The 23,930-nt window shown below is 60.3% G+C and carries 19 protein-coding genes and 1 pseudogene; 5 read left to right on the forward strand and 15 right to left on the reverse strand.

All coding sequences use genetic code 11. The annotated features are described in order from the left end of the window. Positions 1-89 precede the first annotated feature (89 nt). The 14 genes and pseudogenes from AB6809_RS32630 to AB6809_RS32695 all read right to left on the reverse strand — a co-directional run bounded on the left by AB6809_RS32630 (position 90) and on the right by AB6809_RS32695 (position 15,687). The gene (locus tag AB6809_RS32630; protein ID WP_371028093.1) at positions 90-1,220 is read right to left on the reverse strand and encodes a type II secretion system protein; all 1,131 of its coding nucleotides are present in this window, start codon (positions 1,218-1,220) and stop codon (positions 90-92) included. After that, entirely contained in the window at positions 1,217-3,493 is a 2,277-nt protein-coding gene (locus AB6809_RS32635) for an ATPase, T2SS/T4P/T4SS family (protein WP_371028094.1), read from the reverse strand. Before AB6809_RS32635 ends, AB6809_RS32630 begins: the two co-directional genes overlap by 4 nt. A gap of 17 nt (positions 3,494-3,510) precedes the next feature. Beyond that, on the reverse strand, positions 3,511-4,230 hold the full coding sequence (locus AB6809_RS32640) for a hypothetical protein (RefSeq protein WP_371028125.1): 720 nt from the start codon (positions 4,228-4,230) through the stop codon (positions 3,511-3,513). Positions 4,231-4,258: 28 nt separating this feature from the next. Continuing rightward, positions 4,259-5,587, reverse strand: coding sequence for a hypothetical protein (locus AB6809_RS32645; RefSeq protein ID WP_371028095.1), 1,329 nt, complete (start codon positions 5,585-5,587; stop codon positions 4,259-4,261). Between the two features lie 8 nt (positions 5,588-5,595). Continuing rightward, positions 5,596-7,221, reverse strand: coding sequence for a type II secretory pathway protein (locus AB6809_RS32650; RefSeq protein WP_371028096.1), 1,626 nt, complete (start codon positions 7,219-7,221; stop codon positions 5,596-5,598). A 2-nt stretch (positions 7,222-7,223) separates the two neighbouring features. Then, positions 7,224-7,793 (reverse strand): toxin co-regulated pilus biosynthesis Q family protein, encoded by a 570-nt coding sequence (locus AB6809_RS32655; protein ID WP_371028097.1) that lies wholly within the window; start codon positions 7,791-7,793, stop codon positions 7,224-7,226. Beyond that, positions 7,790-8,224 (reverse strand): lytic transglycosylase domain-containing protein, encoded by a 435-nt coding sequence (locus AB6809_RS32660; RefSeq protein WP_371028098.1) that lies wholly within the window; start codon positions 8,222-8,224, stop codon positions 7,790-7,792. Before AB6809_RS32660 ends, AB6809_RS32655 begins: the two co-directional genes overlap by 4 nt. Continuing rightward, positions 8,221-9,528 (reverse strand): TrbG/VirB9 family P-type conjugative transfer protein, encoded by a 1,308-nt coding sequence (locus tag AB6809_RS32665; RefSeq protein WP_371028099.1) that lies wholly within the window; start codon positions 9,526-9,528, stop codon positions 8,221-8,223. Before AB6809_RS32665 ends, AB6809_RS32660 begins: the two co-directional genes overlap by 4 nt. Beyond that, complete coding sequence (locus AB6809_RS32670; RefSeq protein ID WP_371028126.1) at positions 9,525-10,331, reverse strand: transglycosylase SLT domain-containing protein; 807 nt, start codon at positions 10,329-10,331, stop codon at positions 9,525-9,527. The genes AB6809_RS32665 and AB6809_RS32670 overlap by 4 nt, the downstream gene beginning before the upstream one ends. Then, positions 10,324-11,616, reverse strand: a complete 1,293-nt coding sequence (locus AB6809_RS32675; RefSeq protein ID WP_371028100.1) for a TrbI/VirB10 family protein — start codon at positions 11,614-11,616, stop codon at positions 10,324-10,326. Before AB6809_RS32675 ends, AB6809_RS32670 begins: the two co-directional genes overlap by 8 nt. A gap of 8 nt (positions 11,617-11,624) precedes the next feature. Next, positions 11,625-12,500, reverse strand: a complete 876-nt coding sequence (locus AB6809_RS32680) for a TrbG/VirB9 family P-type conjugative transfer protein (RefSeq protein ID WP_371028101.1) — start codon at positions 12,498-12,500, stop codon at positions 11,625-11,627. Further along, positions 12,497-13,198: a type IV secretion system protein gene (locus tag AB6809_RS32685; protein ID WP_371028102.1), complete on the reverse strand. Its 702-nt coding sequence runs from the start codon at positions 13,196-13,198 to the stop codon at positions 12,497-12,499. The genes AB6809_RS32680 and AB6809_RS32685 overlap by 4 nt, the downstream gene beginning before the upstream one ends. An 846-nt stretch (positions 13,199-14,044) precedes the next feature. After that, positions 14,045-14,206 (reverse strand): annotated as a pseudogene (locus AB6809_RS32690) (IS110 family transposase); the annotation flags it as partial. A 104-nt stretch (positions 14,207-14,310) separates the two neighbouring features. Continuing rightward, positions 14,311-15,687 (reverse strand): replication initiation protein, encoded by a 1,377-nt coding sequence (locus tag AB6809_RS32695; protein ID WP_371028103.1) that lies wholly within the window; start codon positions 15,685-15,687, stop codon positions 14,311-14,313. An 830-nt stretch (positions 15,688-16,517) separates the two neighbouring features. Between AB6809_RS32695 and AB6809_RS32700 the strand changes: the two genes are divergently transcribed. The 3 genes from AB6809_RS32700 (at position 16,518) to AB6809_RS32710 (ending at position 22,446) form a co-directional block, all read left to right on the forward strand. Beyond that, the gene (locus AB6809_RS32700; RefSeq protein WP_371028104.1) at positions 16,518-17,726 is read left to right on the forward strand and encodes an AAA family ATPase; all 1,209 of its coding nucleotides are present in this window, start codon (positions 16,518-16,520) and stop codon (positions 17,724-17,726) included. After that, the gene (locus AB6809_RS32705) at positions 17,723-18,703 is read left to right on the forward strand and encodes a ParB/RepB/Spo0J family partition protein (RefSeq protein ID WP_371028105.1); all 981 of its coding nucleotides are present in this window, start codon (positions 17,723-17,725) and stop codon (positions 18,701-18,703) included. The genes AB6809_RS32700 and AB6809_RS32705 overlap by 4 nt, the downstream gene beginning before the upstream one ends. A gap of 3,473 nt (positions 18,704-22,176) precedes the next feature. Next, on the forward strand, positions 22,177-22,446 hold the full coding sequence (locus AB6809_RS32710; protein WP_371028106.1) for a DUF1488 family protein: 270 nt from the start codon (positions 22,177-22,179) through the stop codon (positions 22,444-22,446). A 61-nt stretch (positions 22,447-22,507) separates the two neighbouring features. Here AB6809_RS32710 and AB6809_RS32715 read toward each other — a convergent pair whose 3' ends face one another. Then, positions 22,508-22,888 (reverse strand): PDDEXK nuclease domain-containing protein, encoded by a 381-nt coding sequence (locus AB6809_RS32715; protein WP_371028107.1) that lies wholly within the window; start codon positions 22,886-22,888, stop codon positions 22,508-22,510. 66 nt (positions 22,889-22,954) lie between these two features. On the opposite strand from AB6809_RS32715, the gene AB6809_RS32720 reads away from it, so the two are divergent. Beyond that, positions 22,955-23,308 (forward strand): hypothetical protein, encoded by a 354-nt coding sequence (locus AB6809_RS32720; protein WP_371028108.1) that lies wholly within the window; start codon positions 22,955-22,957, stop codon positions 23,306-23,308. A 67-nt stretch (positions 23,309-23,375) separates the two neighbouring features. Continuing rightward, complete coding sequence (locus tag AB6809_RS32725; protein ID WP_371028109.1) at positions 23,376-23,825, forward strand: SET domain-containing protein; 450 nt, start codon at positions 23,376-23,378, stop codon at positions 23,823-23,825. Positions 23,826-23,930: the final 105 nt, after the last annotated feature.

Consider the following 23,930-nt stretch of genomic DNA (forward strand, 5'->3'; position numbering starts at 1 on the left):
GACGTTTTACGGTCCGCCGGTGCGGGCACGGCTACAGGCGTCGGCGAATTGGTCTTCAGGTTCGAGGTATTGTTGGTCATTTCTGGTCCTCAGTAATTGGCGCCAGCCGTCGATGACGAGTCGAAGCTGACAGCACCGGTCGCGACGTACGAACCGATGCCGAAAACGAAAAATAGGGCGACGGCGAATCCGAGCAGCACGTAGTGCGTGATTCGCGCATTCCGACGGACGGTCGCCACGACGCGATCCAGCGAATTGCGCCCGAGCGACTTGATGGCCTGTACGAACTGGTCGCGACCAGCCGCATCCGCAATCGTGTCCATCACCGTTTCAGAAAAGATCCCGGTGTCCAGAGCGCGCATTGTCTGGTCCGGATGCTGGGTGAGCCTGCGACCCATCCTTTGCAAGTGCCATTTGAGCCACGGATCCGCTGTCTTCGTGAGCCGGTCGAGCGACGCGCGCAGTGTGAGATTCGAATCGAAGAGCCCCGCCAGCGACACGATGAGCAAAGCGGCGCGCAAATCACGACGGTTGCGCCACATCAGTGGCATTGAATCGACCTTGTTGCGCAGATGACCATTCCAGCGCTTGAGCGTGTGAAAGTACCCGAAGACGACACCTCCGACGACGGAACCGCTGATCCACCAGTAGTGGTACGCGAAGCTGTCGAACGCATACAGCGCCTGGGCGAATGGCGACCATTCCGAGACCGGCTTCGTATCAGCGACAGCGGGAAAGATCGTGCCGCCGAACAGCATCGCGTACAGGTACATATAGACAATGAGTAGAGCCGGATACGCCATCTGCAACGATGTTGTCGTCGCGAGGATCCCTTTTGCATTCGCTGCCATCTCCGCGAGCTCGAGGCCGCGAACCGCCGCGTCCTGTTGCGTCGATGCGCCGGCGATCTCAAGAAGCGCGTACTCGTCGTTCGAGATGTACGGCCGGATCGCATTGGCAAAGTTATCGCCCGCCACCATTCGTTTGGCGATAGCCTGGAAGACGGGCCATGCCAGTCCCTTTCGACTGCGGTGGCGCTTCTCGAGCGTGGTCAGCTGCTCAAGAAGCGTCTCGCGGTTGCGCAGGCCCTTCGCAGCGACATCGAGCCGCGTCTCACGGTAGAAGTTCTCGCGCAGCTTGCTGAAGCGCCACGTCGCCACGCGCATGCGTTCTTTCTGCGGGAGCATCATGAAGACCGCATAGACGAGTCCCCTGATCACGACGGCATCCTCCCGTCACGGTCCGCAAAAATCCGGTACTCGTCGAAGGGGCGCATCGCCGTGTCGATGAAGCGCGGGTCGATGATGCCCTGCGAGGCCTTGTAAAGGGCGTGCTCGTAGATCGTTTTGCCCGTCATATCGTCATCGTCAAAACCGGACACGCGTGTCGAACGCCACACCTTCTCCGCGTTGCGCCAGTCGCGTACCGCCACGAAGTCAAGAAATTCCAGCGTCGGCCGGAAAATCTCCATCGCTAGCGTCTGCCCCTTGGTGCCGGCGGCTACTTTGCCTGCGCGGGTGAAGAGGCCCTTCAAACGGCAGTGCTCACAACCGGCTTCGTCACGGCATGCCATCGTCGACGTATCGAGCCCGAACTTCTTTTCCAGCGTGTGGACCTGTGCCGCGCTCAGAATGTCGCGCGCCGGCACCTTGCAATGCGGGCACAGCAGCGGAATCAGCTTCTGGTTGGCAACAGCGTTGACAAACTTCTCCGACGAGACCTCATCCATCGGCAACTGCAGACGGCCACCTGCGAGCCGCATGAACGCGCCAATCGCGCTGTCCGCGTGCAGGGTTGTTCTGACCGGGTGACCGGTCAGCGCCAGTTCCGCAACGAGGGCTGCCATCACGCGGTCGCGGATCTCGTTGACCGTCAGATCATCCGGGTCCATCCGCATCAGTGTGCGAATCACCTCAGCGCCTTTGCGGCTCGCATCGTCGTCGGACTCATCCGGACGGCGGGGAATCGATATCTCCGACAACCAGGGATGCGGAAACTCCGACGGCTCGCTGACCACATACTGTTTGCGCAGGTCGCGCGAAGAGAGCATGTAGGAGAGCGCCCGCAGCAATGTCGATTTGGCAGATCCGGTTTCCCCCGTAAAGATGGAAACACCGCCACTGACGTTGCACAGTGAACCGAGTGTTTTCAGCTGGCTGCGTGTGAGGCCCATCTGGTCCGGCATCAGTAACTTCAGATTCCGGAAGTTGCCGTCGAGCAGACGCAGCGCGACATCGAACCCGCCGACGAGCGGCGAACTCTGCCAGCGGATGTTGAGAATGTCCGTGTGCACAACGAGCGGGATCATGGCCGACTGCGGCGCGCTCGGCTGGAACGTCTCGCCTGAGTTTGTGTTGCGTGCGACCAGGTCCTGATAGGACGCGGACAGTGCGCGACGCACCAGCGACTTGGACAGCTTGCGATAGGTGTAAAGGTCGCCGTTTACCCGGAAACGCACTTCGACATCATCGTTGAAGTCGCGGTACTCGTAATGGACGTCGCCGGCGCCGTATTCGTGAGCGGCTTCAGCCACGTCGCGAAACGTTCCAATCGCGCGCGACGTTTCCGGGACGATTGCCGCAGAGCGGTTACGCTCACGAGCGTAGATCGCGTCGATGACCGCCTCGCCCGCAATCATCTCTTCATGTACCTTGATATCGGCGCGTTCGAGATCCTTCAGGTACGTCGGATAAAGTGCAGATTCATGAAACGATTGGGTGGTGACGACGATCGCCATGCCCGCCTGGACCTCCACCGCCACGAACTCACGACGAGCCGCATCAGTGATGCGCAACGTTGCATCGGCACCGCGCTCGCTCAGGATGCGTTTGAATGAAAGCGCGTCAGCCGACGGAAGTTGTGGCAGTCCGACCGCGATCAGTTCCGGCTCCGGCTGCACAACCGGCCCAGCATGCGCATGAACTTCATGCACGTTGTCCGGCACGGGCGCCGTCGTATCGTGATCGCTTGTCGCCGGTAGTTCCCGCTTCGCATTGCTGTCGGCCTCTGGATACCCCGGAGCATGCGTCTGCCCGTCCACGACTTCGGCCGCGGCCTTGCTGCCCTCTGTGGATCTTGCCGTCGCGGGTTCAGCCGCAGTCGGCGGGAACAGCGCGCTGCCGTCATATGCTGCTGGCTCGCCTCGTGCCTCCGGCGCCACATCGACATGCTGCAGGAACGGCGGTGAGTCCGCGGAGCGCGGAAAATCAAAATCACTCTCATCGTGCACGTCTGCGTCGCTGATGTCGGCCATCCGCAGTCGCATACCCAACGTCATGGGCTGACCGGGCTTCGCCTCAACTGGCTCGGCTTTGACCTTGGTACTTTTCTTCCTGAAGCGCGGTTCGCGGTCTTCGGTACTGCCCGTGGCCGTTCCGGCGATGGGCATCGACGCAGGTGAGTCTTCCGAGAAGCCTGCGCGCAACGCGCGCAGGCGCCCAAAGATGCCGCCAGTGGACGGCTCATTCTTCTCAATGCCAGAAAACATGCTCATGGTTAGCGTCCTTACTATTACCGACCGACAGCGGAAAGAGGCAAGTTAGGGGGTAGCGGCCCGGACAGATCCGGCACACCACGAGCCGCCAGGTTTGTTGCTGCCGTTTGCTGGTTATCCTGCGCGGGCGTGCCGCCGCTGATCGTCTCTGTCCAGGTCCGCGCACCCTTACCCGTCCCTTCTGCAACGGTGACAACGAAACCGTCGACACGCTTAACGGTCCATCCGTTGAGCAGTTTTGCGCCTACATGCGCGGGGTACGAAGCATTGCGGTATTCGTAGAGGACCGACTGTCCGCTCACGTCACTGAAGGCACCGACGAAGCGCACAGGCTCCGCGCGATAACGGACAGACGCCGGTTTGATGCTGGGGGGAGGTGCAGGCGCGTTGGTGGGCGCCGCGGGAACCACTCCATTGAGAGCCACACCGGTAGGCAACCCGCTCCCATTGCCCGCCAGTTGCCGCGCAATAGACGAGCGGGCGATCCGGTCCACGTCCTCGATGGACAGGCGCGACTCTGACGGCACGGGTGCAGACGCGGGCGCAATGGACACGGGTGTTGCGGCTGCGGACTGGGCAACAGCAGGCTGTGAGGCCGCGCTTGTATGGGCGGCCGCACTGGCCGCCGTCGATTCTGTGGTCAGGTCGAGGTCTGCCGATGGCACCTGTGAACCGGCTGCTTGCGGATGCGACGCTCGCGGCTTTGGCTGGGCGTGGACGGCGACAGAAGCAATCATCAACGCGCACGCGAGCGCCGACAGGACTTTAGTTGAGCACATAGTATTTGCCCCTCGCAGTGAAATGGATACCGTTCTGGACCTGCACGCCACCGTCCTGCGTTTTGCTGGCGCCGGGGTCTCCCAGCTTCAGTTCGACGGTGATCGTGTCCAGGGTCATGTTCGACGGCAGTCGCGCCAGTAATGGCGACTGCCACCGATAGCCGTTGATCGTCCACTCGCCCACACGGATCATCTGCGCGGGTCGCGAATCGTTGGTGCCCACTGGAATCGCGAGAAGTGGCTTTGGGGGATCGAGATGGACCGTGTAGCCGTAGCTGTCGAGATCAAAAGGCTTCGACGAAAGCTTCTGTGGCGGCGTCTGCAAGGCGTCGATCAGGCCCTGCTCCGTGGGCCAGGCTTTCTGATCCCGCGCTGCCACGAAGGCGACCGTGGGTACCTGCGGTCCGCGCGCACCCGCATGCAGACCGTCGGCATCGAAATGCAGCGGTCGCATCGACTCGGGGGCCAACTGGCGAAGATCATCGAAGCTGCCGCCGTGGCGGCGAAGAGTCTCAGCGCAATACCCCTGCGTGCCACACACCGCTTTCTCGAAGACGAAACCTGCAACGACGGTTTCACTGTCGCCAAGGCGTTCCAGCAGTGCCGGCGCAAGCAGATTCGCCCGCGGCATCTTCGCGGCAAACGTCTGACGCACCTGCAGCGCGTATTTCTGTTCGAACGATGGCTCGCGCGGCGCCGGGGGCGGCGGCGGATTAAGGATATCGGCCAGTTCAATGCCGCCAAATACCAGCGCGGCACCTATCACGACGATGGGCACGATGGATGGAACAGCGGCGGGCACCTTGGCCACGCGGGCGCTCTTGCGCGCGTCGAGCAGTGCATCCGGGCCAAAGCTCTCGTCTACGTCCCTGACGGCCGGCCCGGAGCCAAGCGTCGTCAGCCGCAGGTTCAGCTTCAGACATTCCTGCTCGATCGCAAGCTTCCGCTCGTGGGCCTGCGGTACCGTGAGAACCTCATCGCTGCGCACAACACCGCGCACAACAAAGACCACGTGTACGCGCTGATCGTCCTGCAGGAGAATCACCGCGGCCGCCTTGCCCTTGACCCGGGCGTGCTGGGCGATGCGAGCCGCTCCCGAGTAAAGCTTTGAGCCCTTGAGTTCGGCCACTTCAGGCGCGCAGAAGCCACCGATGACATCCTTGCCGGTCCTGTACTCGACATAATGGGTCGCGCCGAAATCGTCGGCATAGCGACGGCGCTCTGCCCGCATCTGCTTTGACGGATAGGCGCGCCACTCGAGTCCGAAAACAAGGCGCGCGTTTTTCTCGCGCGGCAGCGGATCGGTAATGTGCATAGCCGTGCTCACATCGACGGGACGACAGAAGCCGTCAGCATGATGACCTGGAAGGTTCTCGCCTTGTTCCACAGGCCCGTGATACCGGCGATGCCGCCGTTGGTCGTGCTGTCAGCGTGATCGGTCATCTCGCCGTAGAGCACCACCGTCTGGCCGTCGGACAGCGCGACGATCTGGTCGTCCTTGCTGCCGACCGTGTGCGCCAGCTGGATCGTCTGCTGCGTCTGCCCGGAGCCGACCGACTTTTCGGTGAAGGGGCCGTTCAGCTTCGAACTGTCACTCCAGTAGGCCAGCACGATCTGGTTGTGATCGTTCACCGACGGCAGGATGTTGACGAAGTCGCCGGTCGTCACGGTGCCCGGGTTCAGCCCAGGTACACCACCTGACGTTGCCGTGAGGCTGCCGGCCGAGGAAGTCGTCGATCTAAGGTAATCGTCGCTCTGGAACGAAGCGATCGACACCGGCAGGCCGTTGAGCGTCAGTTTGGTCTGCGTGTTGTCCTGCACCGTGCGACCGAACTGGTTCAGCGCATTGATGACCGCATTCGTGCCCGAGAAAGGCGTGTTCGGGCGCAACACGGACAGGCCGAGCGTACCGCCCCCGGACGACAGCGACGTGGGCGACACGAAGCTGATCGCGTACTTTGCGAGACCGCCCTGAATCGCGTTGAACACGACATCCCCGTTCACGCCGGCCTGGCTGCCGCGGTTCAACGCAATCTGCAACGTGCGTACACGGATTGCCACCTGACGCGTCGATACCGCGTTTTCCTGGGCGAGCAGCTTGCCCATCGCATCGGCGGCCTCGCGCGTGTCATGGACCATGACAAGGCGGCTCTGGGGATTCACATTAACGCGCCCCATCGGCGAGCGAAGCTTGTTCAGTGCGTCCGTGATCGACTGGATCTGGTCGAACTCGCCCTGACGACCGGTCGAGGTTTGCGCAGAGAAAGAACCCGTATCTCCGCTGCCCCCGCCGCTGCCGTTCGCCTGATTGCCCGTGGACGTGTCCATACCCTTGGACATCGTCGACTTGATGGAGACCTTGCCCGGGATGGCGGCGATCTGATACATGCGGGTCACGAAGCGCGTGATGTTGATGGTCGAACCATCGAAAGACCAGTCGAGCCCCAGATCCTCCGTCATGCGCGTCAGGTACTCGCCCGCCGTTCCGTCAAAGACCTGCGCATAGCGAGGTTTTTCGTAATTGTTCGCGTTGCCGCCGCCAGATGCTCCAGACGACTTGCCGTCGGACGACGCGCCCTCGCGCGGCACCAGCGAACTGCGCGGCACAAACACGTCAGGGCTGAGATGAACGGCGTAGCCGGTCGCGCCGGACACCAGGTTCGCGATCTGGTTGATATCGAGATTCGCCGGCATCGTGATGCGCTTCTCGCGAAACGTCGCAGGCAGCGTTGCCTCATAGGCGACCGGCACGAGGCGATCGCCGAGGAACGCTGTCGGTACATCTTCAACGAGCGCCATTGAGCCCGGCAGATTGTTCATGGCAGCGCTCGCGCTGCTATTGGCCGCGTCGTAGGCCGAATTCACGTCGCCTTGCGTGACGGCACAGCCAGCGATGACGAGCAGGCACGCAGCAGCAATTGAAGTCCTCAGAATCTGGGCGTGGCGCATCGTTACTCCTGGCAGTTGGCCGCGCGTGCCACCACGCGGATGACGTTGTTCGAATGGCGGCAGACGCGGGTTGGAACGCGCATGTGGTTGGTCGCTTTCATGACCTGAACAAGGACGGACGTGAAGTCGCCGGTGAAGGTCGCGTTAAATTCAAGTGGGAGGTCATCGTCGACCTTCCACGCGAGTTGCCACCCTTGGGTCTGCAACCAGCGGTCGAGTGCGTTGCGCAGATTGCGGTCCGATGGCGATACCGAAAACGTGAGTACACCGCCAGCAGCCGCAGTAGGTGCCGTTGTCGCTGGGAGAACAACCGGAGCCACAGTCATCGAAACGGGGGCGGTGGAGAGAGGCAACGCCGGACCACTCACAGCCGCAACGGGCGGCTCGACGGGCACATTGCCGGCCGGCGCGCCTGAAAGAACCTGCCAGCCGTCGCCTGCCGGCGCGGCGATGCGCGACGGGCCCGGATCGGTCGCTGCGCGCGTCCATGCGGGGCCGGCGATGAGCAGGATTACGGCGAGAACACGCGCCACCACGCGCGCCCGGTCGTTACGTTCGATGGTCACATTCATTGTTGTTGCCCCAGCCGCTGCAGGCGGCGATAAATGGCGTTTGCGTAAATCAGCTGCTTCTGCGTCGAGACCGCGTTATAGGCGCCGACCGCCTTCCACGTCGGGCCGAACTGCCGGATGTTCGACGCAAGAATCCATGTGCCGACGTAGCCGTTCACACATGGGTTGAAAAGATCCTGACGCCGGATGCCGTAGCGCGCGAGCTTTGGCAGCCACGACGAATTGATCTGCATCAGACCGATGTCTTCGGTGCCGTTGCTGTTCAGGTTCACGGCGTTCGCACGCATCCCGGATTCGTGTTGCGCTATCGCATGCACAAGCTGCGTACTCACGTGCTGGAACGCCGCAGCGTCGTCAAGACAGTCCGCGTGCGCGAGCGGCCCGCACAGTGCAGGCACCGTAGCGATGAGAGCAGGAATCACGCGCCTCATGATTTCGCCGCTCCGGATGCAGTCGATGCCGTAGCCGGTGTGGCCACTGCAGGACGTTCGAAATACTTCACGTCGTGACGGCGCGTGACATTCACGGTTGCGCCATCGGCTGTCGCAATGAACTGGTCCGCCGTGCCGTTGAACATGTAGTAGCGACCCTTCTGCTCGCCGGAGCCCAGGTGTTTCACGTCGCTCACATGGACCTGCACGACAGAGTCTGCGAACTTGAAGAAGGTCTGGCCATCCCGATCGAACACCGCCTCAAGATGCGCGGCGCTGCCCGCGTCGAAGTCGTACACCGTGCCTGCCGAGCGGCCCAGCTCAACGGTGCGCGTTCCGTCCGAAACCAGCATGCGTTCGGCACGCTCAACCGTCATGACAGCGGTGTCGTTATCCCACTTCGGGTGCAGCGATCGACCGTCCGGCGTCCTGAACGTCAGCTCCGTTGCGGGCTTTGATGCGAAGCGGATCTGCGTGTGTGTGTCGTCGCCATCGCGGATCGCCTGAGCGCCAAAGTACTGCGCGAGTAGCGACGCTTGCGGCGTCACGGGGGCGGATCCGCCTGCTGCGCCCTCCTTCATTGCGACCGTCTGCGTGATCGCATCGGTGGGCGACTTCTGGCCAGCAGCGTAGTTCAGTGCGCCGGACTTGGGCGCGTCACGATGCACCCTGATGTGACGTGACGTGAAATCCACGTCAGCGTATAGACCGCTTTGCGTCATCAGGCGATCAAGCGCCTGCATCCAGTTCTCGCCCGCGCGGGTGGCGAAGCCGGTGTTTTCAGTCAGGTCCACATCCTTCTGGGCGGACCCCGTCCAGCCTTGGGGGACGAGCGCCTTCACGACGGCGGCCACCGGCATTGAACCGCTCAGTACACGAACGGGCTCGAGCGACCCGTGGGCGCCGATCAGCACCAGTCGGTTCGTGAAGCCGTCGAATGCAGCCGGCTGGTCGTCGCGCAACGACGCGAGCGGACCGCGCGCGCCGGCTCCTATAAAGGCATTGGCCCTCGTCCAGCGCGCGCTGGCCGAGCGACCGGCCACCGTGTAGGTGATCGTCTCGGGCGTGCCGTCCACAACGACGTAGGGCCCTTCCTGATGACCGCCAGCGGCTGTGATGACCTGCCCCGCGCGCGGCTGGATGTATGTTTTGGAGCCGTCATTGAAGATGAGCGCCGGGCGCTCGGCGATCCCACCCGCGATCTCGTAATCGAAGTCGAACGGGTCGGTGTTCGCAGCATGCGACGCCATCGCCACGAAGAGCATGGCGCACGCGACGGCGATGCGGGAAACAGTGTGCTTCATAGTCCGGCCTGGATCTGGTTGAGGAGCCGCGCAAAGCGCGCGAGATACGCCTGGCCCGGGACCGGATTGGCGCTGTGGTAATAGGCGATCGCCTTTGTAACCGAATGGGTCTTGCTGTAGTTCTCGTTGAGAATGTCTTCAGCAACGCGGATGCTCGTCGCGGGCGCGAGCGCATCCCAGGGCGACGCAAAACGGCGGGCGTGGTACCCCCAGTTGATCTGCATGATGCCGACATCGAAGTCGCTGCGACCACGCGCGATCAGTGACTGCACAACGCGATAGGCGTCCTCGCGCGATTTGAAGAAATAGCCCTGTCCCGCGATATTCAGCGTCCATGGCCACGCATGCCCATTGAGCCCTGACTCGTTCAGCGCAATGCCCGCCAGAACCTTCGGATCGACACTGCTATGCATGAGCTCGAAAGGGGTGACCGCGCTCGCGCAAGCCCAGCCTCCGCGTCTCTCCGTGATAGCTGCCTGTGCTTCGTCGTCAAGCATCGGGGGCTGGAGCCAGCCCTTACTGACGAGCAACCCGGCCAGCGCAACATCGCGCCCATCCACAGCCACGGTGATCCCGCTCTCGGGGTTGCTGCCTACCGGTTGGCCGACCAGATGCGCGGCCCACGATCCAAAGGCAGAAAGCCCGCAATAGAACACGGGTTTTCCATCGATCTTTGCGATCGTGCGCGCGGTGCCTTGCGCTAGCACGACGCTTGTCGGACTGATGACCTCTTCAATCGTTGCGGCATGCGCCACCGGCACAAACATAGCGACCAGCAAGGCGGGGAGCAATCGCTTACTGATCACGGTACGGCTCCATGTAGATGTCGCGATTCACTTTCAGCATGAAGCGACGCTCGCCCGGTTCGTCCGTGATAGTCGGCGGAATGTTTTTGTACCGGTCGAGCACGGACTGCGCGGTAGTTGCCGCGACCTGTCCAGCCGTACTCCCGACCTGCGTGACACCAAGCGGTCCGGTCGTTGTCGAGGTGTCACCACCGTCGAACTTTCGAAGCAGAACCGCAACGAGAAACGATGTACCGAAGATCTTCAGGAAGTGATTGTTGACATCCCCGGAGAACCCGGCCTTCCCATCGGCATCGGCGCCCTGCGCACCGAATAGCGGTACGTGTTTGCCGTTTGGCAGACGCATCTCGGTTGCTGCAACGAGAATGCTTTCCTGACCGGGTTGAATGTCCGAACTGTAGGGCGCGGTGATCATGCTCCCCTTCGGAATCATCAGGCAGTCGCCGCGGATGCTGTCGTACACGTCCTTTTCGACAACCAGCGCAGCAGTACCTGGCCTGTCTGAATTCAGACCTTCGATCGACAACACCGGAATGTGATGCGGGGGCGACAGGACGCAGCCGCGCGCCTGCCCGACAAAACCCGTACGGGCGAAGTCCTGGCCATTCCCAGACTGATTCGCGACGTTCTTGATGAAGGCGCCATCGTGGTCCTGGCTTGAATAGGGCCGGGGCCCCTGCTGTCCGCCGACGCCGGCAGCCGACAAGGCGGCGGCCACGCGGTCACCCACCGACGCGCCTGCTGCCTGCTGTGCGGCGGCCTGTTGCGCGGCAACCTGCGCGGGCGTGAGAATGCCCGGGATTTGCCCTGCCTGCTGCGGGGCGGTGTCTTTCACTTTCAGGCCAGCGCGGAAGATCGGCGAAGCGAAAACTGCGTCCGAATCTGCCTGTGACTTGATCTGCTGCGTGTGCTGGTCCCCAAGAAAATTATCCGCATTCAAAGCAGGCGTCGAGCTAGCCCCCGCAGCCGCCTGCGCGCCCGGCGCGGCCGCCGCACGCGCTTCCGAAGCTGCCTGACGCCGCGCCGCAGCCATCTGGTCGTCGATGGTCTTGTTCAGGTCCTGGGTATTGTTCGACTTGTCGACAACCTCCGCCTGCTTCGCCTTCTTCTGGAGCTTCGCCTCTTCTTCGGCCTTGTTGCCTTCCTTCACCTGATAGTAAAAGCCCAGCGCGCCAATAATGACGGCGACGACCACGCCTGCGCTGATCAGCACATTGCGGGGCGACTTGCCTTTGACGATCGTCGCCCGGTCGCTGTCAGGTTGTCCGTTTTGCATAGCCATAGTTCGACTCAGAATCCGAACAGGCCAGGACGCCGGCGCCTGACGGTCACTTCCTCATTCGGCGCACGCAAGACGATTTCCTTCGCCATCTCCTGGATGACGATGTACTGCCCCCGGCGAATGAAGTTTGGACTCACGACGTCGCCATGATCTTTCACGATCGGAACGGCGAACGGAGCGTCGGCCGGCAGCCGCAGCCAGACGGACTTGCCGTCGTCGAACACGGTTTCAGGCTTGAACGACGCGGAGCCGGAAACCGTGTAATCGAAGTTCAGCTTGTCCGGCGACACGCCAATGGGGCCCGAGTCATTCGGCGAACTCTGGCCGTCGCGCGGATCGTAGCCCGCCTCTTCGCGTGCACGCACCTTTGCCATCAACGAGCCGGGGTAGTTGAAGCGCACGGTTTGATAGAACAGTCCGCCCATCGGAGAAGAGACGAGCGTCATGTCGTATTCGCGCAGGTTCGTCGTCAGATGCAACGTGTTGACGAGTCCGGGCTTGATCGGCTTTACGAAGACATGGTTAGCCCCGTCGGTGTCCACGATCCATTGCACCGAGTCGCCCATCGCTGGATCCGTGGTCAGCCGCTCGCCGGGCGCGAGCTCGATTGTCGTGTTCTTCAACGGTGCGGTCATGATCCGGTAGATCTGGTCGCGGCTGTACGGAAACACCGCCATCCGCGCGTCGCCAGGCATCGTGACGGGATCGGTGCCAGCGTTGTAGGGATTAACCGGGCTCATTGGATCGCTCATGGCGCTCGCGATATCGAACGACGCGCCCGATGGCGCTTCGCGCTTTCTCGCGGCACTGGCCGGCTGACACATCGCGCCGACGCACAACACGGCGACCATCAACGCGGCAAACGTAGGGTTCGAATTCATCATTGGGTCTTCTGCATGGAGAACAACGGATAGAAGAGCCCGAACGGGTTGCGGCCGAGCGCGTCTTCGGCAGTCGGAGGGACGACCTGGTAGCGGAAAGTCAGGGCGTATTTCTGGACGACCGGCTTGTCGGTCGGTGACTGGGTGGTGCTGGTTGTGAACTCAACGACAGCCGTCGAGTCTTCGAGCAATGCGACGTTGAAGACGCGCGGCTCGCGCACGAGCTTCGGATTGAGCGTAATGGCCTGGAACGGCGCGTCGGCCTTGATCCAGTCAGCGAACTGGTTACGTGCGTTGCCGACCATCATCGCCTTGACGGCGTTGATGTTGCGCGCCATCCGCGAAGCCTGGATGTCGTCTGTGAGGACCGGCTCGATCGTGAACCAGCTCTCTACTGTTTCTTTCAGTGCGGTGCGAATCGCCTGATCGTCTGGCTTGTAGGCTGTCAACTGTCGGACAACCGCATGGCCATTAGCGTCGGACGAGACGCCGTAAGCCTTGACCACCGACGGCGGTGGATTTCGCGTGTACACCGCCCCACCCGCAACGAACGCCAGGAAGAAGGCGAAAAGCTTCCAGTGATTTGCTTCCGTGCGCAGACGCGCACCCATATCGAAGATGAGCCCTTCTGGGTCCTCTTCCGAATAACCACCTGGCGCTGTGGAGAGCGCTACCTGTTTTTTACTGCGGAATAAACGCATGACGGTCGGTCCATTTGTGCCGACTCAATTGAATCAGCGCCAGCAGGAAGCTAGTCATGCAAAAGAGGTGTGATTTGCAGCCGCATTGGAGACACGGCCGATGTCCCGCGATTGGGACGAGCCGGCTCACGGCCTTAACCCGGAATGACGGTAAATAATTGGAGCTTTTACGGTCGGCGCCCCCTGTTCAGCGCCGTAAAGTAGAGCAGTTTCCGTCCCCAAGCGAGCTTGGCGCTTGGTTATCAAGCCAATGGCCGCTACCAAGGTTATCCATTGACGCTAGATATTTGCCTCGTATCCGTAAAATCCCCGCAAGGACACCGAGTGGCCGGTTGACGGCGGAGCCGCTCAGCGCGTTGCATAACGAGCTTCGCAAGCGATTGCCTTCTTGACAGCACCATCGGCACGATAAGCTCTGGACGTAAAGATTCGAACGAATAGATGAGGCCCCGAACATGCAGTACGACTTTAGTGTGCGTCAGATTCCCAACTAGCTGACCGCAGTCTCAATGCACAACCGGCTCCGGTGCCGCGAAGGCGCCCGTGGTGGTTATGGGTCGGTTCTATTCGGCAATGATTGAGCGCGGTCTGGGTAAGGCAAAAGGAGTTGGCCGCGGGACTCGGCGTTTCGACGGCTCGCACGTCACGGATGTTGGCCGTCGCGCGGTTGCCCGAAGTCCTGTTGGACGCAATCGCCGACAAGCCGTTGTCTGCCGCACAAGTGGCCACACTCCACGCTCTCATGCAGCAGGTCGGAGAGAAGCTGATCTCGGAGCGCGCCGCAAGTCTTCCGCCTGGAAGCACGACGGCGGACATCTTCGCCTTTCTGAACACGGGACGACGTCCTCCGCATAACGCCGTTAGCATCAGCGTTGCAAGAGCGAAAAACTCGACGAGCTGCTTGCGGCTTACCTTCTTGCGAGACACCGCTCGACCGAGCTGATCCTGACCGTGGAGGTGAAACGAGTGTTTGCCCAGATCAACTCCAACCAACGTCACACTTTGCATGATGGGTCTCCAGAAACAAAGCACCCTACAGCGTAACTCGCATGTAGGGTGGGAGTGACCATCTCATTAAATCTGACAGGCTCAAGACCAGGTCCACGATCCGGTTAGCGCCCCTTACCGTTCCGCGATCTATTGAATACATAGCCGGCGAATCCGTCCTTGAGATCCGGGTATTTCGCTATCATTGCATCCGACAAGTCCGCACTGGGATCGATGCCTAACCGCCGCAACGTCAGTTTTCCCGCCGGCGTCCCTTTATAGGTTCGTCGCCAATCTTCCTGCTGCTTAATCGTCGCGCCTTCGTATGCTGCCCAACCGAGGCGGACCTCCTCGACCATTCGGTCTTGTGCGTGCACTTCTTGCGCAGCGATCCGCAAAGCCATACGTGTTTGGACCTGCTGCTTCTCTTGCAACTCGCGTTTCTCTGTCTGTGCAAGATTCTCTTGGATTTGCACCATCTGGCGTTCAGCGTCGGAAACAATCCACTGCTCTTTCAGAGCCTTCATGAAGAACCCGGCGGGGCTCTTCGAGATGTTGCCGAGCTTTAGGCTAAAACGCGTGCGCTCAATCGCCTGCTCCAGGCGTTCGTCGGTGTATTTGTCCCGATCTGCCGCGATCTGATTCAGCTGGGCGCTCGACAGTCCTAGTTCCTGCTTCAACGTCCTATATAGGGCTTGCGCCTGTTCATGCGTGTGCAAGACCCGCTCCGCCAACTCCTTCCGCTCAATGCGAAAGCGCAGGCGTCCGATCTTTCGGGAGCCGGGCTCATTGCGCGTCTCATAGGAAATGTTCAGATCCGAAACTTCGTTGATCTGCTCCACGGCCGGCGCCAACCAGTCCCGCTTGAAATATTTGAACTCGTACGCCTTGGCGCCCATTGCCCCCTGCCAAGAGCGAAGCTCCTCGAGCTCCAGCCAATCGGTTATCCCATCGTCCGCGTATGGCAACAGGTGATCGTACATCACTCGGGCGTAGCTGAGCGTGAACAGCGATGTGATACGTAGGCTTAGCCAGTGCGACTTCCCTGGACCGCGTATTATCCCTATGAGGTCCGGCGGGACTCTGAACTGGAAGCGTCCGCCCTGATAAGAGATTCGACCGATTAACTGCACTGAGCCAAATGGCTTGCTTCCGTCGGCTTCTGGTGCAGTGGTGGCTTGTATCAAAGCTCTTTGCGCTTCAGTGATAACTTGCTCAAGGTGCGCGTTGTTACGGCTTGAGTAGCGCATAAGCCACTTAAAGTAGTCCAATTCAACGTCATACAGATCCCGTGGCTGCTCTTCCTGTGCGACGATGAAGTAGGCCGCGTCAATTAAACGCCGAGCAGCCACCCCCAGATCGATGATGCGTATGAGAACGTTCTTTCGAGCAAATCCAATGTCTGAGCGGGCGGCGTCGAGCGGCAAGTCCTCAGCGCTTGCATCGTCGAATAAGGCCAGTGCTAGTTGCCTAGACGTGGCCACTTGCCCTGCTATCGCCATTCGGCCTCCGGTCGTTGTTCTCTAGTTGCCACGGAACCGTACCGTACCGACACCAAGGTGGGGTGTCAACACAGATGACCTCACCTTGCGACGTCTGAAATCACAATTAGCCTCACCTTAAAAAAATCCGCGCTCAAAACACCTCACCTTGCCGCGCTAGCAAACCTCACCTTCGCGCCCACGCCGTCTCACCTTTCCCGCCAGTTAACCTCACCTGTCGGCTCAATCCACAGCACCTTCGGCACAGAACACCTCACCTCAGAAAGATAAGGCATTGAATCTTAAGCCTTCGCTGCTACCTGTTGGTGGTCGGTTGGTTTTCTTTTTCCTAAAAATACAAACAACCGAATGTGGATGACCGCGACATCCGACGTGATCAAGATGTCGCGTCCGAGATCACTTCCTAGCAGCAAGCCGTGGCTCTACTCAACGATTGAAAGTCGCCCAGAGGCCCTTTAAAAACAGCGAGACGCCAACAGAGCCTGCCCGAGCAGCTCAAGAAAGGTGAGGTGATTTGTGCAAAGGGCTGAAAAGACGCGCGCTTATGCCCGGTTTGGCGTCCGTAAGGTGAGGGTTTTTGTGATAGCTGATGGACTGAAATGCAACGCACCGACGGACAATGGTCGGGATTGTCGCGGGTATATGGGCTAAGTACCTGAAAGTTAAGGTGTTGCGGTTGCCCATCTGGTCCGCCTCAGCAAGGCGTTGCTGTAGCTATTCTTCGGTGCCGCAGGTATTCTACGGTTCGGCGCTATTTGAATGTCAAACCGTATAAACATCCGGTGAGCGTGCAGAAAACGCCTCACCGTCAAATTTAGAAGGAAACGCTAATGAACTTCAGCGAGTTGCCTGGCATTGACCGAAGCGTCAAGCTCTCTCACCTTGGAGAGTTCGCTGAACGCCTGTCGGTCATGACGAACGAACTGCGCGATCAAATACTAGCGCCGCGTCCGCGAAAGACACCCCCCTCATTTACCATCGGCGAGCTGTCGGAACTGTGCGGGATCGATCGCCAAAAAATCAACTATCTGGCGACTAAAGAAGGTGGCGATCTACCGCCCGGCGAAACGCCTGGGACCGGTCGAGCACGAATATTTTCGCTGAAGGACGTACGCAAATGGGTTCAGCAGGTATCTGACATTTACCAAACTCCCTTGGTTACCGGCACGCGTGAGCACCAAGGACGGGTTTTGATAACGGCCAACTTCAAGGGCGGTTCCTGTAAGACAACAACGACCATGTGTATCGGACAGGGCCTCAGTCTGCGTGGTCGGAAAGTACTGGTGATCGACCTGGACCCACAGGCGTCGCTTTCAGAGCTGTGTGGTCTATACGCGGAAAAAGATGTGACTTGGGAAGACACTGTGCTTCCATACATCTATGACCCGAATATCGAAGGCGGGCTCGGTGCCAAGGTCCAACGCACCTATTGGGACGGACTCGACGTTATCCCGGCGCATAACTATTTGCACGACGCGGAGTTCCATCTTCCCACGGCACAAAAGACTAGTCCGGGTTTCGAATTCTGGTCTGTGCTTCGCAAGGGTATCGAGCCTCTGCGGTCCCAGTACGACTACATCATTTTGGACACGGCGCCCTCTCTTTCGTACATGACGCTCAATGGCTTAATGGCGGCGGATTCGATGGTGATGCCTTTGGTGCCAGAAAGCTTGGACTTTATTTCGTCAGTATCTTTTTGGTCACTGTTTGCCGAGGTCGCAAACGGCTTTGTTGAGCATGAGGTCGACAAGACATATGACTTCATTTCGGTGCTTCTATCGCGTGTGGATTATGGAACGACGTCCTCTGCGCCGGTGGTGCGCTCGTGGGCGCAACGTGCATACGGCGATTGGCTACACACTACGGAGGTTCCGGCTAGTTCGGTGATGAGTAACGGTGCGCTCGCGTTTTCCACCGTGTTCGACTTGTCGCGAGCCGATTCGGTTGCCAAGACTTTGGCGCGTGTTAAGTCACCGTTGATGGAGTACTGCAAATGGATCGACGACCAATACGTTGCGCAATGGAGGGCTGGGCAATGAGTAACTTACGCGACCGCATGATGAGCAAGACGGCTGAGGTCCGAGCAGCGAAAGACATAAAGATTGTGCAACAGGACAAGCCGTCTAGCCCCCGCACGGCGCCGGGAATGGCTGGCGCGTTAGCCGCCGCACAGCAGCGCATCGTCGAACTAGAGAAATCAGGTGCGGCTTCTGAGCTCCCGGTTGGCGACATTGTGCCCAACCCTTGGCAGCCTAGGCAGGTCTTCAACGAAGCAAAACTTACGCAGCTTGCGGAATCCATACGTGAGGCAGGGCTTGTCCAGCCCATTGTGGTCCGACGGGCTACGAACGGCTATCAGATCGTGGCTGGCGAGCGGCGCTGGCGGGCGCACAAAATGATCGGCAAGGAGTCGATCAAGGTTGTCATCATCGAACTCTCCGACGAAGAGATGGCGATGTTGGCTCTGGTCGAGAATGTCGCCCGAGAGGATTTGTCCGACTACGAAGTCGCGCGTTCGATCCGGCGCGCGGAGACCGAGTTTCCAAACCGGAAGCGTATGGCGGAGGCGTTGGGGATGTCTCGATCTGAGTTGTATCGGTTCCTTGCGTTCGGCGAGTTACCGGATTTCATCACGCAGGATCTAGACGTTCAGCCGCGGCTGATGGGCGCGCATGCAGCCGAAGGCGTCGTATCGGCACTGCGTAACAAAAACGCACGGGCATTCGAGATCGCGCGGACCCTTTGGAAAAAGGTTGTCAACGGCGAGCTCGACCAAACCAAGCTTGCACGGTCAATCAAAGCACAAATAGACGGGGACAGTAGGTCGGCCGTTGGAGTGACTGACAGAACGATCGAAAAGATTTTTTCAGGCAAGAATCAAGCGGGGTCCATTACCAAAGATGCGCTCGGGTTTACCGTAAAGATCAAGGCGGGCATGATGTCGACCGACAAGGAGCAAAGGATCCGAGCGCTTATCTCGGAACTTTTCTCGAATGCCCAAGGCGGTCTTGAGTGACTCTCCCTGTGTCCGCTAGAGGTATTGAGCGCGCGAAGGCTCCGTCTGCCGCGCCGCGCGGAGCCTAATGCTCACAGACGTGTCCCCAGTGGGGACACGTCGCCCCGATGTAAGCCAGCTAACTAGCGACCAGAAAGCTTGCCCGGCTGTCGCCATCGGTTGACATCTTTTTGCAGGGCAGTTGCTGTCGACCCGTCGCGCGGCACCTCATTTGCATGACCTGCGACGCAGGCCGGCGTTGTCGCAAAGAAAGGCGCTCGTGTCCCCAGTGGGGACACGGCTTCGCCGCTGATTGGCTTGAAGATCTCTGTGGACTCGCGTCAGAGGCGGCTCGTTCCCGTTGGTGCTCAGGCAAATCCTCCTCACAAATGCGGCGTCCGCCGTATCGCAGGCAGGCCGCCTGTTTCGTAACAGATGCCTTCACATGTTTTTATCCCCGACAGAAAGTGCGGACGGTGCAAGCGTTGGCACCGCTAGCTGCGGCAGCGCGCCGCTTAGCGAAAGAAACTGACCTCCCGGCGCAGGATCCGTCTTTCGATTCGCGCGCTCCTGGTCGTCGTGTATTACCTATCCAGACCGGTCCGACGTCACCGCAAGTTCGGCTCCTTCCCTCTCCGCTTCCTTCCTCCGCCTCTGTCTACCGCGCTATTGGGCAGCCCGTTTGGCAGCGCAGTGCGGCGCGCAACGAACTTTCATTCGCGCGGCTTTCCGCCTGCGGATCCGTGCCTTCACCGAGACAAGGTCCGCGCGTGGTGGCTCGGCGTTCGGGCCACGCTAAAGTTGAGTTGAACGGTCTTGGCCGTGAGGGAAAGCTCCCGCTACCACCGCCACCGACTGCGCTCGAAAGCGCGTCAGTGGTATGCGCACGCGTAATTGCCGCGGCATCGACTCGGATAACCGTACTGGGCTTTGTTAAGGCGGCCGTCTCTGGCCGACGGCGAGTGTCACCAGCGCTTCTGCGCGTCAGCTCAGCCTTGGTCGGTTTTGTGGCGTGGGCAACAGTACGACGGTTCTGAGCAAGAACGGACCTCCATCTGGGTACTGCTCGACGGCACCGCCCGTGAAAGCGGCGGTGTTCAAGAAGTTACTAGCCAGCCGCAGTGCGTTCGCGCGAGCGGGACACTGGGTTCCTCGCCCTTGGGGTTGCAGCGGTCGGATGCCGGAGCGTTCTGCCTGAGTGCAACGATAGCGCTGACTTCCTAAATGTTCAGTATCAGTCCCACGCGGTGGAGTGCGGCCCACGCAACGGCCACTGCAACTGCTGTACGCGTCGGCGCCGGAAAGGCTGGAGGCTGGAAACCACGTCGCGACGACCGACACATCGCGAGTAGTCTGTGCTGGACGTGCAGGAGCGTTGGGTGCGACGCTTGACTCTTCCTGACCCGCTAGGTGGGCGCGCCAGCTAACGGCTAGTGTTACCCCCGCCGACGATCGAAATTAACATATGCCGGGACCTAGTACCGCAGTGCCGATCTCCCCGCGCAGAACAGGAGGGTGGACCGTACCGGCCTGCAAGCTGGCGGCTTGGGCACAAAGCTTCGCAGTCAAGATATGACTGAGGTCTTCTCCGCAAAGCGATCCGCCTGGCTAGCGGCGTCGGCGGCGCGTCGGGCACGTTAGCTGACGCCACAGCAGACAGCGACCAGTGGTGCCGTCGCGAGGCCCGCCGGGCAGTGGCGAACGACGGGCCGCCAACCTACCGCTCTCCCACGGCAGTGTTGCGAATGTCGCCCGGCCTCAAGCTTGCCGCCGCAGCATCTACTAGACGTACTCATTCGACGCGGCAGCGGAACATCGGAGACGCGGATTAGCCTGCCGTGCACCTTCCCGAGTTTGTCACACCCGCAGATTGCCGCACGGCGACTGCCGGGCTGTAAGGTCGCACTACAGTCATCCCGGCTGGCACCCTCGACGCGTCGTCCCACTCACCGATGACACATCGAAGGCTTCGGCACGTGGGGTCCGCCCGGCGTCGATAGAAATGCATCAAATCCAGTTGCTCGTTGCGTCCCGAGGTGGTCTGTCACATCGCTGCAGTCAGAAACGGGAGCCGGTGGCGCCCCAGCCACCACAATGATCGCGTGCTGGCGCCGGAGCTGACCCCTGCCAAGAAGAAATGATGGCAGGTTGGAGCGCCCGTCAAGCCGAGGGGCAACGGACGCGTCCGAAGTTATCTAGGACAACTAATCAAAGGTCATGAAGGGAATCACAATGGAATCGCCCGTGAAACAACGCGGAAGTGCTTGGATTTGGTGCCAAGTCCCTGTTCGGGCAGAACTATTTACCTTCGCTCATCCGATGTTTCACGGCAAATCGACTGTCTGGGAGCTGGTGACGTGCAGTTTTAGCGCAAATACTCGGCGCTACAGCTTTTCCAGCTCATCGGCCGCTTCCTTGTAATGTTTGATACGTTTTTAGTGTATTTTTTACGTTCAAAGCGGCGACATTCGGGCTTGGGCACTGCGCGACCGCGTTATCAAGCATTTGGGGCTGCAGCGCCGGTTCCTAGAGCTAATTCGCGCTGTACGCATTCGGCAACCGGACGGCGGCTTGGATGATGCCCAAGGTGCCTGGACGGTTCACAGCTTCAGCGAGAGACCAACTTGGGACTCAGCGCACCGAGAACCGGAGGAGGCTGCCGACAATGATACTCACGTGTCGCTTACCGTGCCGGTGGAGCAGGGCAAATTTTTGGTGAAGCCTTTTTCCAAATGCAACTAACGGTCAGTTCGCTTCGAGTCCCCGTAGCCAATCAAACCGCATGCTCTGCAACTGGTGGGGACACGTGAGAGATGTTCTTCGACGAACCAGTATGGAGCCGCATCCACGGGCCGCACATCTTGTCAGCATGTTCCGGTGCCGCCAATGGACAAGGTACGACGTTCGCCGCCCGCGCCGGCAGGCCGGCTCCCGAGATGCCCCAGTTGCCGATGAATCAGGCGTCGGCAAGCGAACAGTCCCTCGCGAATCATCTTACGCCGGTTGCGTGTCGGCGCGTTGACGCTAACGCACAACTCATCACCGAGTTGATGTGCGTCACCTGTCTGGGCCGGTTTCCGCAGCGTGTCATTTACGGCGCGTGTCCCGGACAGCGTTCAGGATCGCAGATTACGTTGCGGAAGCGACGCAGGCACACGCCACGAAAGTAGGGATTTGCAAAAACGGGACGCCCGTCACGCTGTGGTATATGCTCGTTCCCGAAAAAGCTCACTATAGAAAAGAAGGTCGGGCTCCAATGTGCAACTCCGTCTGCACCAGTTACCGCATCCCAAACCCACCGCCGTCTTCGAAGCGCGGGGCGCTTCGAAAGTTATCCAAACGAACGTTGCCACTCAGCTTAGCTGATGGTGGGTAACCGTTAGGCTGCACCGTTGCCAAATAGACGATTGCGCTGCTTTCAACTTCTGGTAGGTTGATTGCTGAGCGGCGCCATACATATGAAAAGACCGCGAATTATATAGTCGAGGTACGTCATGGAAGTGCTAGATCGGGCGCCCGCCGTCTCGCCGAACGGACGCGCCGTGGTTTTCATGCTGTCGAATCGCGGCCGTGAGGTCGAAGGCGCGATTGCGCGTGACGCACTCGAAGATCATTTCTGGTTGCCGCGTAGCGTCGACCCGGCGCATACGCTCAGAGCATTTGAAAACGGTCGCAAGCGCATCGTCGCAGTTGCACAAAGAACATTACTGGCGCGACCTGATGAGCCGCTGTGGCTGAGCGCGAACGACTTTATGGCCAAGTAACGGACGGTCGCCTCGCGGTTGATCGAGAGGAGGGGGCGCTGAAAAATCCGAGGTGCCTGGGTCAGGAATCGGGGCGTAATTCCGCCTCTATCTGGTCAATGGTGGGTGGATCGGTCTCCAGTGATTCCGGTACTTCGCGCATAAACTGGTATTCAGCGACACCCATTGGCTTCGCTACGCCGCGCAACGCATATTCCGCCACGAGCCGGTTCTTTTCCTTGCACTGCAGCAGACCGATGGTCGGCTGGTCCTCTTTTGCCTTCACCTGCGCGTCGATCGCCGAAAGGTAGAAGTTCAGCTGGCCTGCGTACTCCGGTTTGAACGGCGTCGTTTTCAGTTCGACAACGACGCGCGCGCGGGACGCGAGGCAGTCGGGTGCCCCCGCTGCAGTCCGGAAGACATCGCGTTCTACCCGTTCTTCCCGCGCCGAGCCGACCGCCATACCAGGAACGCGTTGCAAAAAAGCGGTATAAACGTCAAGGTACTTGCGACCAGGGAAATGGGCTGCATGGCTGATATCTACCTGCTCACGGGACTGACGCTTCCACAAGGCGTCGCACATGAATCCCTGCCCGGGACCGTGACGCGCTTCATGTCGGATTGCTGGCCAGGCATGAGCCGCGCGCAGATGATTGGCCGCGGGAAACTACGAGGTTTGCGCCTGTCGTTTCGCGCAACGGCGCCATGTCTGTCCGGTGAAACCGGCGTGTTCGAGTTGCGCTTCCACGATGGCGCAGGCGAATGGCTGATGCTGGCGCGGCTACAGCGGCTTGGAAGCAGGAAGGGTGGGAACCGGCGTACCCGCCGGACCGATGTATCGCGACCCCCGGCGCGCGATCCCCGACAGATCCCGTTGTTCTGAAGGGACGGGTTGCCGCGCAACGCGCCGCTCGCTATGCTCCCACCCTTAACGAATCAGGAGTGGTGGAGTGCGGCGCGTCACGGTCAGAAAATCATCGGTTCACGGGCGAGGCGTGTTCGCGCTGCAGGCGATTCCTGCCGGCCAGCGGATCCTCGAATACCGCGGTGAGGTGACGTCGTGGCGGCGGGCGTCTGCCCGGTACTGGCGCTCCGGCGTGCCCGGCCATACATTTATTTTCGGGCTGGCTGACGGGCGCGTGATCGACGGAAGCGTCGGCGGCAACAGCGCCCGCTGGCTGAACCACTCGTGCCAGCCGAACTGTGAGGCGATCGAGGATGAGCGCGGGCGGATTTTTATCGAGACCGTCAGGGACTTAAAGCCCGGCGATGAGCTTTTCATCACCTATGGACTCACTACCGGTGAGGCGATGACTCCCGAACTGGCCGCCGACTATGCATGCCGCTGTGGCGCGAAGCGGTGTACCGGTTCGATGCTGGCGCCGGCGGGCGGATATTAAGCGCGCCCCTGACAGACGCATCCAGCTTTTCCATCGAAATGATTCGCCGCAGGAAGATCCGTCAAGCTGTGCGCCGTCCCGTCCCGTCCCGTCCCGTCCCGTCCC

The sequence above is a fragment of the Paraburkholderia sp. RCC_158 genome, from assembly GCF_041355255.1.
Taxonomy (GTDB): domain Bacteria; phylum Pseudomonadota; class Gammaproteobacteria; order Burkholderiales; family Burkholderiaceae; genus Paraburkholderia; species Paraburkholderia graminis.

Coding starts and splice junctions, on each gene's coding strand:
- AB6809_RS32685 (WP_371028102.1), bottom strand. CDS start 13,198: ATGCGTTTATTCCGCAGTAAAAAACAGGTAGCGCTCTCCACAGCGCCA.
- AB6809_RS32700 (WP_371028104.1), top strand. CDS start 16,518: ATGAACTTCAGCGAGTTGCCTGGCATTGACCGAAGCGTCAAGCTCTCT.
- AB6809_RS32705 (WP_371028105.1), top strand. CDS start 17,723: ATGAGTAACTTACGCGACCGCATGATGAGCAAGACGGCTGAGGTCCGA.
- AB6809_RS32635 (WP_371028094.1), bottom strand. CDS start 3,493: ATGAGCATGTTTTCTGGCATTGAGAAGAATGAGCCGTCCACTGGCGGC.
- AB6809_RS32640 (WP_371028125.1), bottom strand. CDS start 4,230: ATGATTGCTTCTGTCGCCGTCCACGCCCAGCCAAAGCCGCGAGCGTCG.
- AB6809_RS32675 (WP_371028100.1), bottom strand. CDS start 11,616: ATGGCTATGCAAAACGGACAACCTGACAGCGACCGGGCGACGATCGTC.
- AB6809_RS32680 (WP_371028101.1), bottom strand. CDS start 12,500: ATGATGAATTCGAACCCTACGTTTGCCGCGTTGATGGTCGCCGTGTTG.
- AB6809_RS32715 (WP_371028107.1), bottom strand. CDS start 22,888: ATGGCGGTCGGCTCGGCGCGGGAAGAACGGGTAGAACGCGATGTCTTC.
- AB6809_RS32695 (WP_371028103.1), bottom strand. CDS start 15,687: ATGGCGATAGCAGGGCAAGTGGCCACGTCTAGGCAACTAGCACTGGCC.
- AB6809_RS32665 (WP_371028099.1), bottom strand. CDS start 9,528: ATGAAGCACACTGTTTCCCGCATCGCCGTCGCGTGCGCCATGCTCTTC.
- AB6809_RS32645 (WP_371028095.1), bottom strand. CDS start 5,587: ATGCACATTACCGATCCGCTGCCGCGCGAGAAAAACGCGCGCCTTGTT.
- AB6809_RS32655 (WP_371028097.1), bottom strand. CDS start 7,793: ATGAATGTGACCATCGAACGTAACGACCGGGCGCGCGTGGTGGCGCGT.
- AB6809_RS32710 (WP_371028106.1), top strand. CDS start 22,177: ATGGAAGTGCTAGATCGGGCGCCCGCCGTCTCGCCGAACGGACGCGCC.
- AB6809_RS32650 (WP_371028096.1), bottom strand. CDS start 7,221: ATGCGCCACGCCCAGATTCTGAGGACTTCAATTGCTGCTGCGTGCCTG.
- AB6809_RS32660 (WP_371028098.1), bottom strand. CDS start 8,224: ATGAGGCGCGTGATTCCTGCTCTCATCGCTACGGTGCCTGCACTGTGC.
- AB6809_RS32720 (WP_371028108.1), top strand. CDS start 22,955: ATGGCTGATATCTACCTGCTCACGGGACTGACGCTTCCACAAGGCGTC.